Source organism: Olivibacter sp. SA151, assembly GCF_054130995.1.
Genome location: NZ_CP096391.1, coordinates 2,185,312 through 2,201,497 on the forward strand (window position 1 = coordinate 2,185,312; position 16,186 = coordinate 2,201,497).

A 16,186-nucleotide genomic window follows, 5' to 3' on the forward strand; every position below is an offset into this window, starting at 1 on the left:
TTATTTCCTGATTTTATCCCGATATTCCTGTAAGCTCTCAAAATCGACGTAGAAACGTATATATTGTCCGTTCTCCTTTAAGGTAACCATCCCATCGCTATTGATGTCAAAATAGGTCGGGGTAATTAAAACCTCACCTGTTTTTGGACGATAAATACCGTAGGCCTTTTCACGTTCAGGCCTAAAAGACCATAACCCCTTTTCGGCATCCAAGCAGCGGATGCTATAATTATCGGGATTCCAAATCCAACGATTTTCCTGTTTATTCCAAAGGCCTTGTCTCTGGTGATCGCCTCGCTTAAGAGTTATGATCAACCAATGCATATTTTCGGATACATCTTCGTAAGCAATGGCACGAAAATCTTTCAAAGCATTTGGATTGATTACAGTGGATAATTCGGGCCATACGATATCGCCGGTAGGATAACGTAATGTAAAATTATGTTCGCCGGAAGGTTGGGACACCCACCTTCCATCCGATTGAAGAACTTTGTGTTTAATCTGGCCGGTTATTTGGTCGAACGAGCGTACTAAGAAGCAATTTGTTCCGGCAATGGGCGCTAATAACATCGCTTGCTGTAATACCGAATCAGCTAAAATATGATCATCAATTAGAGTTTCGACAGATTGGGGAAATGCTATCTTCATTTCAGGGAAGAGGTACTGCTTGCCTTCTGTATCTTCAAACACTTGCGCGATATTTTGGTAAAGATAGTCGTCTTTATGCAGTTTAATGGCATGGCTTTCGCCTTTAACAGTATAAATTAAACTGTCTTTTTTTCTAAATATCCGTCCATCTGTTTTTCGGTTATTTCGATCGGTGATATAATAGTTGTTACCGTTAACTTGAAACAATTGGTCATATCCAATAACATTTTCAATATGGTTGCTTATGACCTTTGCTTTGCCATCATTTAGTTGATATAATTTTCTTTTGTGTAAAAAATATCCGTCGCCCAAATTATTAACCTCCATGTGGTAACGATAGCTTTCAGAAGTCTGTACTTCATTATCATAAATAACTTGCTTGTTTTCAATAATAGTGATTTTTAGTTTAGACATGTTAACCTTGGTGTCAAATAAACGGTTATCATTTTTTGAAGATCCCATAAGCGAAAGACCGGGAAGAAAGCGCCAATTCCAGAAACGCCATCGCGTAGTATAAGTCTCTTCCGTCCACATTAACGTGTAGTTGTCCAGTTCTTGAAGATAAATATGTTTATACTTTATAGGCACAACGATATTCCCAAGAGTGTTGATGACACCATATTGCAGTGTCGTATCTTGTACAACGGCAAAACCGGTATGAGTAAACTTATTCGCAGTAATATAACATGGGGAAACCACCAAGCGCATCGCCGTGTCAGAGTAACCATAAAGTCCATTGCTGCCAAGATAAGGATATAGCTGAAGGGAATTGGTTTCTACAGTGGTTGCGATCACCTTCGTTTTGCTTTGACAGGCGTGCATGGAGCAACAGAAAACAACTGAAATAAAAAAAGTGTAGCTAAAGCTCCAGGTAGCCATTGTTGATGTATGATTTCTACATCAAAATTAGTACAGGAAACTCATTTCTATAATCCCTGAAAACAACCATTTCCAAGGGGCTTACTTTTATTCGGCGCGTACCCATAATAGTTTTTAAAGGCACGTATAAAGGAGGCATCAGATTGATAGCCAACCAAGGCCGCAATTGCACCCAAAGGAAGAACTCTTGCTTGGAGGAGTTTATAACTATATTGCATACGCAAATGGTTGATGTAGCCAAACACTGAATAGTTAAATAAGATTTTGAAGCCTTTCTTTAGTTTGAATTCATTGATACCGGCCTGTCTGGCCAGCCCGGAAAGGTTATGCTGCTTCAGGAAATTATCGTCTAAGTATATTTTTAAATCGTGAAGTAAGTCGACGTCGCGTTGACTGAAAGGAAAAGTGTTTCTTTTCTGACTAAGCGATGATTCATTTAGGATAAGTAATATCAATTCTTCAATTTTATGGGGGACATAGGTAGAAATTAAAGAATCGGCCACCGGAGGATGAATGATTGCGTAAAGGGTTTGTTTTAGTAAGGAGCCAAAATGCTTTGGTTTGTCAAATAAAGTAAAGGGTTGGTCTTTTGCTAGCTTTTTAGCTATTTTCTGCCATTCGGCTCCGCACTGTTCCAATAGTGATGTAAGGTATTGTTGATTAATCCCTAGGCATATATAACTATAGTCTTTCTGTTTTGGAAACGAGAAATTACTGATAGGATCAATACAATTCATTACATTAAATTCACCCTGCTTCATGGGTAGCGCATCCCCGAAACAAGAGATACGCGCGTTCGAATGCCCTTCAAGTTGGAAGTGGAAGCTGGTATGATTGAAGTCTCGAAAGTTAACGACACGTACTTCCTCCTGAAAGGACGACTCGAATTGAAGTATGTTAAAATGGCTGTTGTTGGACGTACGCGTTATAGCATTAAATTGACCGACATGCTTTAACGCTTTATACTGACCTTTTTCCGAATCAGCAAATTGCCGGTCCACTAATTGGGTGAATTCATGGCTATATAAGGTATACATAAAAATCCGTTTGCGCTGTTTAAAATCCTTTTTTGCACCAAGGCTCCACGAGCAAAAATAGATATTTGTCGCATGAAAAAAGAAGTTTCTTATAACCAAGTCAATACGCTGAACTGGAAACGGCAAGCTCATTACGACTTTTTTAGATCCTTTGAAAAACCGTTCTGGGGTGTCACCACGCAGTTAAATTGTACGAAAGCTTTTGCATATTGTAAGACTTATAATGTCTCGTTTTTTTGCTATTATTTATACTTATCACTGCGGGCGGCTAACGAAGTGCAGGCTTTTCGTTATCGCATACATGACAACAACGTCCTGGAGTATCACGAAATTGGCGGGTCCATTACCGTCATCAGGCCTGACGAAACTTTCGGCTTTGCCTATTTTGATTTTTACGATGAATTTGAGCGCTTTCAAGTAGAACTAAAAAAACAAATTAATTTAGAAAAGCAGTCGCGTGGATTACAAACGAATGCAAATTGCCGGGATGTTATACACTATTCGGTGCTGCCCTACATTTCCTTTACACAAATGGAACATGCTTTATATGGGGGGCAAGACAATGGCATACCAAAAATCACCTTTGGGAAATACCTATTTCAAAATGATCAGATCTTGCTTCCCATGTCTATACATGTACATCATGCGCTGTGTGATGGGGTTGATGTTGGCAAGTTCGTTACCACATTTCAGGGATATCTGGAAATGTAGCTTAAGCATTTTCCTAAACCGAAAACACCCATTTGAAAAATGGAAGCTATGGTTAAGAAAAGTCTATTCAGTCTAAAAATTTCGTGTATGGGTAAAAAACGATATCTTTATTGACCATAATAACTATTGAATACCATATTTATGAAGAAGAAACTATTTTTAGGCTTAGCATGTGGTTTATTGTTTGCTGCAATCGAGCCTTTTTGCGCACAGGCACAGGTAGCGCCTATCCACAGCAATGCGGTGCAAGGAGGGGAGCTCATCGGTCGTTGGGATATCACCGTCGAAGAGAATGGCAAACCGGCACCATCCTGGTTGGAAGTGGAGTTGTCGGGCTTTAAAACACTGGTGGGACGTTTTGTTAGTACAGGAGGTAGTGCACGGCCTGTTGCTAAAGTTAATTTTGAGAATGGAAAATTCAGTTTTGCTATTCCTCCACAATGGGAGCGCGAAGACCGTGACTTGGTCTTAGAAGGAACTGTATCGGGCGATCGCATTCAGGGGACAATCACTACAAGCGCCGGTGTAAAGCAGTCTTTTACTGGAGTAAGAGCCCCCTATCTAACAAGAACAGCTGAACCCGTTTGGGGAAAACCAATCGAGCTGTTCAATGGAAAAGATTTAACAGGGTGGACGGCACTTGGGAACAAAAATCAATGGGTAGTGAAAGATGGAATTCTGACGAGTCCGGAATCGGGTGCAAACCTGGTGTCGGAGAAAAAGTTTAACGACTTTAAGCTACACGTGGAATTTAGGTATAAAGAGGGAAGCAATAGTGGTGTTTATTTGAGAGGCCGATACGAAGTACAAATCATTGACAATCCAAAAACAGATCATCCCAATAGTCATTTGTTCGGTGGAGTTTACGGCTTTTTAGTGCCAAGTGAGATGGCGGTAAAAGGTCCGGGCGAATGGCAGAGTTACGATATTACACTGGTGGGGCGGATGGTTACCATAGTAGCCAATGGTAAAACGATTATTGCGAATCAAGAAATACCAGGTATTACCGGTGGTGCGCTCGACAGTAATGAAGGTGAGCCTGGTCCGATCTATTTTCAAGGAGACCATGGTCCGATTGAATTCAGAAAGGTTGTTATTACACCCGCAAAGTAGCTTTATACAAATAAAGATAGCCAGCCTCTTAACTAGATCGCTGGCTATTTTTTGCCTCTCCAACAGGAGTAGTCGTTATTTTATGCCCCGTTATATCGCTTCATAAAAGAAGCTTTCGAATCATGGTAAGTGATTACGCCACCGATAAAGTGCAAGAACTTTATATAATACCAAGCCAAGTCTACCTGATGTTTTAAAAAGCCTGAACGCGCACTGCTCGGGTATAAATGATGATTATTATGCCATTCCCCTGCAACAAAACCTGGCCATAATTGATTAATTGACATATCTTTTTCGTTTAAATCATAGCCTTTTTTACGCTTATCTTTTCCTTTTCCATGTCCTTCATAATTAAACGTTCGCACGCCTATTGCCCAGAAAGCTGCGGCACCAAAGAGTGCGCAAGCCAGCGCATGACCGCCAATTAAATAAAATATACCGTACCATACCAGCCAATTTACTAAGCAAGCAGAGATAGCACGCATTGGATGTACAACTGATCCCCATTTCTGATACTTTCTATAGCAATTAGCTTTTACACCGGTGTGTGCCATTAGTTGCACAGTTTGCTTATATTCCTCTGCACTGAGGTCTTTAGCAATAGGTTGATGATTTACATCTGCTAAAAAGCAATATAAGAAACCGCCATTGGCATTATAAGGATCGCCCGGCTTGTCTGATTTCGCGTGATGCACGTGGTGCGAGATGGCATAAATTTCTTCGGGAATCATGCTGATCGTTAGGTTTTGTGTTAGCACCCGCCAAAATCGATTCTTAAAACGGTAGGCTTTGTGCGTGCAATACCGATGGTGCCAGATCGTTCCGTGCGTTCCCATAATGATCATGCTGTAAATAAACGCGGCAACTAATAATGCGACGCTGAAATAGTTGAATATAAAAAGAAATAGCAGCGGAATCAGTAAAAGTACGCGAGCCCAGCTAAATAGAGGTAACCAATTTTTTTTGGATTGAAATATATTAATACGTTTTAAAAACTCGCGGAGTAATTGCTTGGTTGTAGGTTTACTGAAGGCCCCATCCCGATCCGTCCATCCATACGATGGCGGATCTAACACTTTATCTAATAACATCATATTTTTAATTGGTGTAAGGTACGTCTTTTAGTCGGTAGATTTTCCGCATAGCCCAAATCTTAACATAACTTAACATTTTGTTCCGTTTAGACTCGCTCTTTCTGCGGATTGATTTGGTGCTGAAGAAACTTTCATCACGTGAACGGCAAATTCTTACCATGTTTTATGGATTAAGCAATAGTGAGCCGCAAACGCTGGACGAAATCGCCTATCAGTTAAAACTTACACCGGAGCGTATCCGGCAGTTGAAAACAAAGGCGCTTCTACATATTAAAAATTCGTCTTCGGGACGCGATTTGTTGCAACATCTTTAGCTTATACGCTCTCCTTCATAGGAGATGTACAAATATTTTCGTATATTTGACGAAAACCTCACTTACTCTGTTTCCGGTCTCCTTTTTCCGCAGGTCTCCTTTTTCATTGTAAACACGGTCAATTTCATTTATTAATTCATAAATAATAACGTATGGGTAGAAGTCAAGAAACATTCAGGAAGAAAGAAAATATTAAAAAGCGCGAACAAAAGAAAAAGGATAAAGAGCTAAGAAAGGAAAATAGGAGTAGTCAATCTGACAAGGGAAAATCGTTGGAAGATATGTTGGCGTATGTGGATGAGAATGGAAACTTGACTACTGAAAAACCTGCAGAATTTAGAAAACAAAAGATTAACGTCGAAGAGATCCAGATTAGCACACCCAAAATGGTGGAGGAAGACGATGTGCATAAAGGAAAGGTGAAGTATTATAATGAACAGCGTGGTTGGGGCTTTATTAACAACGAATTTGGAGAACGTGTGTTTTTCCTCATTGCAGAGGCACCTGCGTCTATCAAAGTTGATGATATTGTGAATTTCAGAACCCGAAAGGGACCTAAAGGCTTACAAGCCTACGAAATTCAGGTGGTATAAACGATCATCTTATGAACTAGCTTGCAATGGGCCGAATACCTAATAAAACGAAAGAAAAATTTCTATACCTCAAAACAAAAGCTAACGTTGAGGGTTAATAGACAACAGTTATATCGCATTAAACACCAATGCTCAGCCTTGCCGTCGCGATGACCGCAAGGTTTTCTTTTGAATGGTTTACAAGCAACCTGTTTGTCAGTGGTTTATTAAACGGATCCGCTATAACCGTAAAAGAGTAATCGAATTTTTGCGCGTATGATAGTTGATGTTGCAGAAGTGGGCGTTTACTGCCAGCTTTGTTAAAATATGTTAATCATTTTGCAACATTGTCTCTTTAATGCGATATTTGTGTCATCATAATTTAGGTTTATAATTGGTTAGTAAAAGCCTTCAATCTCCCCGGTTGAAGGCTTTTCTTTTTTCGATACATGGTTTTTCGGACCAAGCAAAAAGGTTGCGGAAGAGAAAAGCCGATCTTGAGATTTTAGGGAATACGGTTTATGGATAAGCTACAGCTATATAAACCTGGGTATGGGCGTATGCTTCGGAGTAATTGACACAAACTAAGTTTAATAAAAGCGAAAAGCCCGGCTTTTGGGATCACCGGACTTTTCTAATCAACCTAAACCTGTCCTTCTACTATCAAATCTTATGCCGAACGCTCAATACACATTATATAGGACTTTAGCAGACAAGCTGTCAGGGCGAATGACATTTTATTCGCTTTCAGTGAGGCGCTTTCCATGTGGGGTTGTTATGTAGCTGACACAGATTTTCGTGTAAGGTAGGGCTGTTTATGTGTAAATTTCTTTCCCTGAAATTAGTGGTTCCTTATTTTTGCTATAAATAAAACAGAAACAAAGTCGTATCATCAACAGAGGCCATCTCCGATTGAAAAAGTGATCGTCATAACTGCATTACAAAGTTTATGGTTAGATGTCATCTGCTTTCTAAATCAAAACATGAGAAATAGAATATCCTATATATTGATCTGTCTAATCATTGTTTTACTGTTGGGACCTAACTTTTCCCTTTGGTTGCAGCATGGAGGTTTGCAGTTTGGACAGCCCTTCTCTTACCTCGAAGTGCAGCGTTTTGTATCTTCTCATGGTACAGATACATCTGTAGGTTTAATCCCTACCAATCTGTTTATTGATATGATGTTAGGGCTCGTCTGCTTTTTGCTATACGTACTCTGGATGTTTTTACGTAAAAAAAATGTCTAAACGATTTAATAATCATACTTATCTTATGGTGGACAGCATCCTCCATGTACGTTATATCGATCTGATAGATGGAACGATAAGTTAAGGGAGCGATTTTGCATCATAATAAAAGCCGCTTTCTCAAGCGGCCTTTATTAAACTGTGCTGTAAAGTATGCCCTCTTGTCGAGAGTTTCGCTAAAATAACCAAACCGTATTAGAATGGTCTAAAAATAGTTGTTCAAGAATGGGAAACTATTTGCTAAACTATTTTATTTTTAAGCATTCCGATATAACGCATTTTGGAAATAAAGCCTATTTTTATGGCACTTAACCAGTCAATAAGATGAATGTTAGTGAGCTACGTATTCCAACGTCAAGTGACTCAGTATTTTCGCGGCTGGGTTTACGTTTAGCTTATCATAGTCTCTTTTGGCTATTAATCGCTGTAGTTTATTATTTTAACTACTATAGATTGATCGGTAACGCCGAGCACGTATGGATATTTGTAATAAAAGAGTTATTAGTGGTGATGATTGCTTTTTATTCACTATCTTCTCGAAAAGTTGTGTCTGTTTTCTCCAATCCACGTGGTATCCCTTTTGTGCTGTTATGGATAGCAGTCTTGTATGTAATTTGGGCCTTAACAACTTACGCTGCATGTTTTATCTTTCAGGCTACATTCAAAAACTATGGACCGAGATTCGGTAAGTATCTTGAGCTTGTACTGACAGATGGACCTTTAAGTATAGTGAAGAATGTTTACATTTTTGTGCTTGATTTTATCTTTCTTATTTCACTCCCCGTTGGGCCGAAATTCGTGAAAATCATGTTAGAACAAGTACTTACTAAAACAAGGCTAGAGCGCGACAACCTCGAGCTTGAGCTTAATTTTCTCAAGTCGCAGGTAAACCCACACTTTTTATTTAATACCCTAAACAATATCTATCAACTACTCGATACGGATTATGATAAAGGCCGAGATATGGTTCTGCGTCTTTCGACGTTAATGCGCTATACGCTATACGAATCCCAAAATCATTTTATTCCCTTACGAAAGGAACTCGAATTCCTTAAAGATTTTATAGCGCTTATGCATATTAGATACGGTGAACGCGTGCAGATCGAAGCGTATATTACGGATATAAAAGAGCCTTATAAAATCAGTCCATTGATGCTTATACCATTTGTGGAAAATGCTTTCAAGCACGGACCGGATAAAACCCCTAACAATAATTTCGTTTACATTAACATTGACGTAAACGACGATTGGATATTTTTGCAGGTAGAGAACGAAGTAGAATCTACCCAACACATCGCTAAACCAAATGATAGTCAATCCGTAGGAGGGGTGGGTATGTCCAATATTCTCCGAAGATTGGACTTACATTATAAGGACAAGTATTATTTGTCCTATGGGGTACAAAAAAACGTATATTCAGTACATTTGAAAATTAATCTGAAATCTAATTGAAATATGCTACGATGTATAATAATTGAAGATGAACCGTTGGCGAGAAAAGGCATAAGTGAACATATCACTCAGATCCCCTTTGTAAGTTTGGAAGCTAGTTTCGAAACGGCGATGGATGCAATCGTTTTTTTAAGCAAAAACAACATCGATGTGGTCATTTCAGACATTAATATGCCTGGTATTAATGGGGTTGATTTCCTGAAATCGCTATCTAAAAGACCGCTTTTCATATTTATTACAGGACGAGCAGACTATGCATTGGAAAGCTTTGAATTGGAAGTATTCGATTATATACTGAAGCCTTATTCATTTGAAAGGTTATTCAAGGCCTTATCGCGAGCACAGAGCCATCTTACTCGAAATGATGTAGTAGAAAAAGTGCAGACTGGTACGTTTGCTATTAAAGACAATTATAGGAACTATCTGGTTCCCTATCACGAAATACAATACGTAGAGGGCGACCGGGAATATATCAGAATATCCACAACTGAACGGGAGTTCCTGATCATTTACTCATTAAAAAAAATCACCAACGACCTACCACAGGATGTGTTTCTGAGGACCCATAAGTCCTATATTATCAATAAAAACTTTGTGCGAGCAGTCGATCCGGACAAGATCATTATGAGAGGGAGTATAAAAGATATCCCAATAGGTGTTACCTATCGGGATGAGGTTTATAAAAAATTAGTGAATCACTAACTTGGACATAGTTCTCCTGTCGTAATTGCAAAGGTGGTAGCGCTTTCATTCTTCGATCGAGCTATCCTTGATCGGTAATTTTTAGCCAAAAAGCTATATAGGACCATTTCGTTGGCTCGCTGATCCGAAAAGAAAAGTCGGTTAAGAAACATATGGCAGATGCTTCCAATTAGCTTATTTACCTCAATCTTATTTGGCTTCCATTTTTGTAATATATGGGTAATACCTTGGAATCGATTTTCAAGAAGATCTTTCGCGAAAATCCGGGAAGGCTCTTGATGCCAAAGCAGAGCATCAATGGAAGCGGCATGATTTCGGTAATTGAGATTCATCTTTTTTTGCTTTACCTTATCAATTTTAAATTCTCTGGCCAGCGCTAAACTCCATTCTTCAGTTAATTCGAAACGTTCTGATAGATTTATTCCGAAAGCGTTAAATAGTTGGTCAACGGCCTTTAATCCAAAAAGCCATCGCACATTTACGTCGTCCTTGGGCAGCGTTGCCAAGAAATCCAAAACAACCGCTGAATCAATTGAGAATATCGATTCGCAATGCTCTATATTATCAACGCCATAACGTTCAAGTTCTCTCACATATGTATCGTATTGAACTGTCCAAATTTTGTTTTGAGAGGCCAAATGTTCCATGGTGAAGCGTAAAATTTCTCGTAGTTTATTATAAGCCTTTTTACTGTTATTGGGTGCGTGTAGGCGCAAACGGATATGGAATTCGGGGTCATGATAGCGCGTAAAGAAACACTTATCGATGAGTTGCCATTCTTTAAGCTGTCTAACTAAGTTCATGATATCTTCAGCCAATATTTCATCCGCAGTTTTCTGTGGACAATAAAGCTTTATATAAATCCATTCGCTTCCAGGCAAGAAACTCCGTTTCACTTCCTTGTTCTTCAACGGGGTCATTTCGATGAACGCGCACTTTTTTACAATCGATTTGAAAGGAATGATAATTTCGTTAACAAAAGCATTACCGTTTGTATCCTTAATAATAGTGCTATGGTGCACTAAAGACTCATATAATATTACATCCCCCAAAGCCAGTTTGTCTTTCAATAACTGCATTCCCCAACTGGTTCTGATGTCAATGTATAATTCATTGTCGCCTTCAGCGATCAATATTTCGTTCGGTAATCGTAGATCCTTTTGCAGCTGCCTAAACCAATTTATATCGAACTGGCGCCTTTGCTTTATATACCAGCGCGCGCGAGATAAGATAAGATGTTTATAGCTGATTCTAGGTAAGAACGGAGCCCTTTTATATTTGTCCCAGTTCCAATAGATGGAAAAAGGGGTGTCTTGATATTGCAAATCGCATAAAAATCGATAAACGGAAATTCCTTGTCTAAAATTGTGAGCGCAACTCAACCTTGGAATAACCCTTTTGTCTAGTTTTTTGGAGAACAAAATAACCTGGTTGTTTCTCACAGTTACTGTAAGGTCCGAAAGAGGGATTTGTTTTTCATTTTTTGTACAAGTAAGTCCCAATACGGGTATTTCATAACTGTACAGCTTCGGCCGCCGCAAGATGTTACCTACTTTATTCTCTGGTATATGTTTGATATCTGCCAGAATCACATTATCAAAGCATTGTTCTTCATAAATAGCGCAGCTTCGAAGGTTATTCTTCAGCGCCTCGTCCATATAAGCAAAGCGCGACATCAAATTTACTGCTGACGATCCACTACATGCGGCTAGGTGAAATTGAAAATTGCCGTTATCCAAATCCTCTACTTTTTTTGTCAAAAGATTGCCAATGGCGTAGCAGGTCGGCGCAACAGCACTGTTCTCTTGTCTCTTTTCCAAAAGAGGATAAATTGTTTCCAGATCTATATGCCGTGAACCGGAAAACAACGCATTAGTCATCACTTGTTCTTCAAGCGTAGATGTGAGCTGTTTCTTACCCTCGCTTATATCCAGGTTGTTAATTAAAGGATGTTCCCTTTTATATTGATTGTCGAGGTCTCCATAGCCGATACCCAAATCCCCATCAAGTACTTCCAGCAGTGGTACCTCCATCATCTCGTATCGCCTTTTAAATTTTTGAATAAAAACCTGCAGTTCTTGTGGTATTGATGATGTAAACAACGGATGTAGCTCACACAATTCTCTAGCTATTAGCTGTATTACAGATTGTTTCAGGTTGACCTCCTTTGCGATGAATTTTTTATCAACCTGTGGTAGCACAACGTTGAATGGGAATTCATCTAAGGAGGCTATTCGGTCGGGGCAAGATGACAAAGTTAATAAGTCTCGCATCTCTACAACTGCGGCATCCGTTCCCTTTAACTTATGAGTAAGCTTGTGAATATCTTGGTCTTCCAAAATCGTGGGCTCTAATTCCGATATTAGAAATTGATTATCTAAGAGCTTAGATAGATAGGCTGTTATCTCGTTTCTCTCAATATCAAAGTCCATAAGAAAGGTTATGAGTTCACTGAAAGTTCTCCCTTCCCTGGCATAATCATAAAGCAATTTCAATAAAGGGTTTATCTTAAGTTTAACCTGAAAAAAAGTCCTTTTGTCTTTTACGGTTTCAAAACGTATATACCTGAAATAACCGCCTACTGCGTAAATACTATTATTCGTGTAGAATACAATGTCGTTTAGCCAATCCTGACTTTGTTGTAGCTGATGAAGTTGACGCATCAAGTGATCTAGACTCACACGAGCATAGATAGTTGCGTGCCCTGTAAGCGTTAATGTACTCGTATTATCATTGATATGCCCCATGCAGACACCGGCAAAACTACCAAAGGGAGTAGCGCGAGAAGCCATGCGAGAGACATATTTATACAGAGTAACCAGTAGCTTTAGATCTGGCATATATCCATTCTCTAACCAGCTAAGATAGGTATGATAGAGATCTTTGCTGGCAAATGAAATAGCTTCCAATACTTCCGGATTACGACTGAGCAAATCATGTAGGTTTTCGGCTAGGCTGGCCGTATTATCGGCATTGATCCTTTGAATTTCCTGCAATGGTAAACTTGGCAATCTTAATAAAAAGAAACCTAAATGTTCAATATTACTTAACATCGCATGCAGAGTCTACTGGAAGTGTCCTATTCCTAACAAAAAGTCAATGCATTCATTGAATTTTTCAAGCGAAAAGGGCTTCAATAATTCATAAACCTTATTATTGTTTTCTATTTCTTCTTTATTTCTGAAGTGGGATAGGGGTGAAGCAGATGTGTTGATAACAATTGAATTAGGTGAGATTTGATCCAGTATTTTGTCAACATCGCCATCAAAACCAGGTGTTTTGAAATCAAGGAAGATGATATCCGGCGTAATTCTTTTTATAATCACATGAAAATCGTACACATTATCAATCGTAGCTACCAACGTTAAATCGGACCGTTTACTGATATAGCCCTTGAGCATTTGTACAGCGAGCGGCTCATCCTCCACGATAGCGCATATCAAGCATCGCATATTCCTTTATTTTAGCAAGGCGAGTATTAAATGAAATTCGATGTGGTAAAGGTCATGCTGCTCACTGTTTCGTCACCATCTCGAAGATGCTGGTTACTTTCGCGCGGTGCGTCTATAGTGCAGATACACTCTGCTTCGATTCTTAAATAACTTTCTAAAAGACTTTTGTTAAACTTTTCCATGTTGTTTATAATTTATCCTAGGCTAATTTGAGGGGAATGAATTTGATAGGCATGTTTATTTAATCAACCGCCTATCTTCTTATACCAACTTGCATATACGCTCAACATCGTTTTGCCAAGAATTTTTGCTACCAAGTTGGTATGAAGAAATCTGTTGCTCGTGACGACTTATATTAGGTATTTAATAAATCATCAGTCAACCACAAATTCATTTTAGTGTAGAATAGATAATTCGGCTTCTTTAGTGCTTGATGTGCGCAATTGTCACCCGTTCTTTTAGGATATAACCGAGGTATTTTTTGTAAGTTATTGATTATCTGTTGTAATAAATGATTTTATCAACAAAATCAGAAAAGTGTAGCAATAATTTAATGAAAGTGATCTGCATCTGGTGGAGGCTCGTTCAGAGTGAGTATAATACTTACATTTGCTCAAGGATATTTCATATTGAACAATATATTATTGTCAATTTGGAACATGATCGAAGGTATTCCAGTACTATGCTGTTTATTGAAAATTGGCTAAGAAAGTGTTATGCTCTCGCTTCAAACTATGTCTACCCGTAGTGAATACGGCAAACTTTCCGAAGAGAAACAACATTACATCAGCAACGTCTGGTAGCCGTTTGAGAAAGTCAGTCTGTAGACTGGATACCATTCGACGTGATATGAGGCCAAACCTAAGACAAATTAACTAAATCGAAGTATAAGCTCGCATGGCTCAGCATGCGAAAAGTAGACCAAGAAAACGAATTGATAGATGCTATAGCACTGTTCGTAAAGTTAACTGTTAATTGCAAGGCAAACCATGCAATTTCGTATACACCTATAGATAGGGTTACGATGGAGATAGAGAAAAAAAACGCACAGCGCACAAGAGCTATTATTTTAGAGGCAGCTGCCAATATCATACGAGAAAAAGGTCTTCAAGCACTAAAAATAAGTCGTCTCGCCGATAGATCCAAATTCACCCGGTGGACGATCTATAATCATTTCGGTAGTTTAGATGGTGTAAAAAAAGAACTGTACAGCCGACACGACTACCTTATTGCGAACTTACCCCAAATAGTCGCTTTAGCGGCGAGACAGGAGGAAGCCATGCGATTTGAACTCTTAGCGCACCTTATCGTTCAACATTTTGATGCACTTATGAGAGATCCCCTATACCGAGAATTCGCAGTTGCCGAATTTATGGGAACAGATGCTGCGATCGCGAAAATGGTATCGGCTCGTGAACAACGCATGTTGAAGATGATGAAAACATCCGAATTAACTGACTCAACGGGAAAGCCGTTTCTCCTCGAGTTTCTATTCCCGATTATTTTAGGTGGTATTACGTATATGGCGTTTCAATACAGAATAGGTGGACATGCTTCTTGTTTCGGTGTTATGTGTTTGCAGAAAGAGTTCAAAATAAATTTGAGACAGTTTTTAATATATTTAATAAAAACCGCTATTAACGGTTTAGATGGAGATATAGCTAATCAACAAATGACCTAGTCGTAAGCAAAGGATTCTTAGACATTAAAAATAGCCGGATATTTTCTTGCTGCCATTAATATTAAATTCATTGAATCCGTAACCCAAATTTCACCATTTTCAACCATACGAAGCGCTTCCGATGCCGGTAACGTAATTACTTCTATATTTTCAGTGATGTCCAGACGTTGTACAGCATTGAATTCAGCATTAAATAAGATATAGCCATAGGTTATTTGTTTGAGTTTAGTTGGATTAATAGCAAAACGACAGATAAATTTCAAATCTTCCTCAGCGGCTTTGATTCCACACTCTTCTTCAAGCTCGGCTACGGCTGATTGTTTTAGCGTTTTATCCTTTTGTTGCATTCCTCCGGGCACTTCAATTAGAATTTCGCCAAGCCCATGTTTATATTGACGAGTAAGTACCACCTGATTGTCAGAAGTAAAAGCTAAAACCTGCACCACATCGCCCAGTGGAGATAAAAAGTAATCATCTACGATCAGACCATTTGGTAATTCTACTTTTTGCTTATGTAGAGGATACCAGACGCTTGGCGAAATATCCTCGTCTTCTAAAAGAGTCCACGGTTTTATTCTATCAGACATGACGTAAAAGTAACTGTTTTAACTTATTTGTTAACTAATTCAGTACAATTTTATAGGCGGAATAATGATAATACGGCTACTGCTCTGATAAATGTCAGTACCTAAGTATTGCAGAAACGGTGGAAAATCAAAATGGCGATAGACCGTCATGAATAATCAGCTTAGACTATGAATGCGCGTAGTGTAGATTGATTGTCGACATAATATCATACATATCAAAGGGTTTACGTATATATCCATCTGCTCCGCATTCCAGTGCAATTGATGGAATATCCCATAGTCCGGATATCATAATTACCGGTACATGCTGGTAATTACTTAAGGATTTAAGCTGCTTACAAAGATCGCTTCCCTGACACCATCGCAGATTTTCATCCATTAAAATCATGCCTACCTCATGTTCATCCAGCAATCTATACAAGTTTTTCCCGGTGTCCATGATAACTTCAATACCTTCATAATCGAGAATATCCATAATCAGACCTTGCATCTCTGAATCGTCTTCAACGTATAACATTGTTTTTTTCTTAGTCATAGCGGTATAGCATAACTTCGCACAAATTACACAAGTGAAAAAAAGCTTTATATTGTTTAGCCTCTAACGGCAAAAGGAACTGCGCGACATGAAGTTATAACAAATACCGTGCAAAATATATGATAATATTAGTTTTATTTGTTTATGTTGTTTATTATCAGT

General features: G+C 38.8%; 16 protein-coding genes. 8 read left to right on the plus strand and 8 right to left on the minus strand.

All coding sequences use genetic code 11. From position 1 onward, the window contains the following. Both M1D52_RS08920 and M1D52_RS08925 read right to left on the minus strand, forming a co-directional pair. On the minus strand, positions 1-1,443 hold the full coding sequence (locus tag M1D52_RS08920; protein WP_457941733.1) for a WG repeat-containing protein: 1,443 nt from the start codon (positions 1,441-1,443) through the stop codon (positions 1-3). 131 nt (positions 1,444-1,574) lie between these two features. Next, positions 1,575-2,564 (minus strand): helix-turn-helix transcriptional regulator, encoded by a 990-nt coding sequence (locus M1D52_RS08925; RefSeq protein WP_437392250.1) that lies wholly within the window; start codon positions 2,562-2,564, stop codon positions 1,575-1,577. A 72-nt stretch (positions 2,565-2,636) separates the two neighbouring features. Between M1D52_RS08925 and M1D52_RS08930 the strand changes: the two genes are divergently transcribed. Next, the gene (locus tag M1D52_RS08930) at positions 2,637-3,275 is read left to right on the plus strand and encodes a CatA-like O-acetyltransferase (RefSeq protein ID WP_437392252.1); all 639 of its coding nucleotides are present in this window, start codon (positions 2,637-2,639) and stop codon (positions 3,273-3,275) included. A 141-nt stretch (positions 3,276-3,416) separates the two neighbouring features. Beyond that, positions 3,417-4,388 carry a 3-keto-disaccharide hydrolase gene (locus M1D52_RS08935; protein WP_013667714.1) on the plus strand — a complete coding sequence of 324 codons (972 nt, stop codon included), beginning with the start codon at positions 3,417-3,419 and terminating at the stop codon, positions 4,386-4,388. Between the two features lie 80 nt (positions 4,389-4,468). Here M1D52_RS08935 and M1D52_RS08940 read toward each other — a convergent pair whose 3' ends face one another. Continuing rightward, a complete protein-coding gene (locus M1D52_RS08940) occupies positions 4,469-5,482 on the minus strand; it encodes a fatty acid desaturase (protein WP_165447086.1) in 1,014 nt (337 codons plus the stop codon). 77 nt (positions 5,483-5,559) lie between these two features. On the opposite strand from M1D52_RS08940, the gene M1D52_RS08945 reads away from it, so the two are divergent. The 5 genes from M1D52_RS08945 (at position 5,560) to M1D52_RS08965 (ending at position 9,769) form a co-directional block, all read left to right on the plus strand. After that, positions 5,560-5,796: a sigma factor-like helix-turn-helix DNA-binding protein gene (locus M1D52_RS08945; RefSeq protein ID WP_437392253.1), complete on the plus strand. Its 237-nt coding sequence runs from the start codon at positions 5,560-5,562 to the stop codon at positions 5,794-5,796. A 152-nt stretch (positions 5,797-5,948) separates the two neighbouring features. Next, positions 5,949-6,389: a cold-shock protein gene (locus M1D52_RS08950; RefSeq protein ID WP_437392254.1), complete on the plus strand. Its 441-nt coding sequence runs from the start codon at positions 5,949-5,951 to the stop codon at positions 6,387-6,389. Between the two features lie 962 nt (positions 6,390-7,351). Next, positions 7,352-7,615, plus strand: coding sequence for a hypothetical protein (locus M1D52_RS08955; protein WP_013667706.1), 264 nt, complete (start codon positions 7,352-7,354; stop codon positions 7,613-7,615). 324 nt (positions 7,616-7,939) lie between these two features. After that, a complete protein-coding gene (locus M1D52_RS08960; RefSeq protein ID WP_437392255.1) occupies positions 7,940-9,067 on the plus strand; it encodes a sensor histidine kinase in 1,128 nt (375 codons plus the stop codon). A gap of 3 nt (positions 9,068-9,070) precedes the next feature. Further along, positions 9,071-9,769 carry a LytR/AlgR family response regulator transcription factor gene (locus tag M1D52_RS08965; RefSeq protein ID WP_013667704.1) on the plus strand — a complete coding sequence of 233 codons (699 nt, stop codon included), beginning with the start codon at positions 9,071-9,073 and terminating at the stop codon, positions 9,767-9,769. Here M1D52_RS08965 and M1D52_RS08970 read toward each other — a convergent pair. From M1D52_RS08970 to M1D52_RS08980, 3 genes are read right to left on the minus strand one after another with little or no spacing between them, the layout of a single operon-like run. Continuing rightward, the gene (locus M1D52_RS08970) at positions 9,766-12,822 is read right to left on the minus strand and encodes a lantibiotic dehydratase (protein WP_437392257.1); all 3,057 of its coding nucleotides are present in this window, start codon (positions 12,820-12,822) and stop codon (positions 9,766-9,768) included. The genes M1D52_RS08965 and M1D52_RS08970 overlap by 4 nt on opposite strands. A gap of 12 nt (positions 12,823-12,834) precedes the next feature. Next, on the minus strand, positions 12,835-13,221 hold the full coding sequence (locus M1D52_RS08975; protein ID WP_130858404.1) for a LytR/AlgR family response regulator transcription factor: 387 nt from the start codon (positions 13,219-13,221) through the stop codon (positions 12,835-12,837). Positions 13,222-13,247: 26 nt separating this feature from the next. Continuing rightward, positions 13,248-13,403, minus strand: coding sequence for a hypothetical protein (locus M1D52_RS08980; RefSeq protein WP_013667701.1), 156 nt, complete (start codon positions 13,401-13,403; stop codon positions 13,248-13,250). Positions 13,404-14,128: 725 nt separating this feature from the next. Between M1D52_RS08980 and M1D52_RS08985 the strand changes: the two genes are divergently transcribed. Next, positions 14,129-14,902 carry a TetR/AcrR family transcriptional regulator gene (locus tag M1D52_RS08985; RefSeq protein ID WP_457941734.1) on the plus strand — a complete coding sequence of 258 codons (774 nt, stop codon included), beginning with the start codon at positions 14,129-14,131 and terminating at the stop codon, positions 14,900-14,902. Between the two features lie 17 nt (positions 14,903-14,919). Here M1D52_RS08985 and M1D52_RS08990 read toward each other — a convergent pair whose 3' ends face one another. Then, complete coding sequence (locus M1D52_RS08990; protein ID WP_437392259.1) at positions 14,920-15,489, minus strand: NUDIX hydrolase; 570 nt, start codon at positions 15,487-15,489, stop codon at positions 14,920-14,922. 166 nt (positions 15,490-15,655) lie between these two features. After that, on the minus strand, positions 15,656-16,006 hold the full coding sequence (locus M1D52_RS08995; protein WP_157622287.1) for a response regulator: 351 nt from the start codon (positions 16,004-16,006) through the stop codon (positions 15,656-15,658). Between the last annotated feature and the right edge of the window lie 180 nt (positions 16,007-16,186).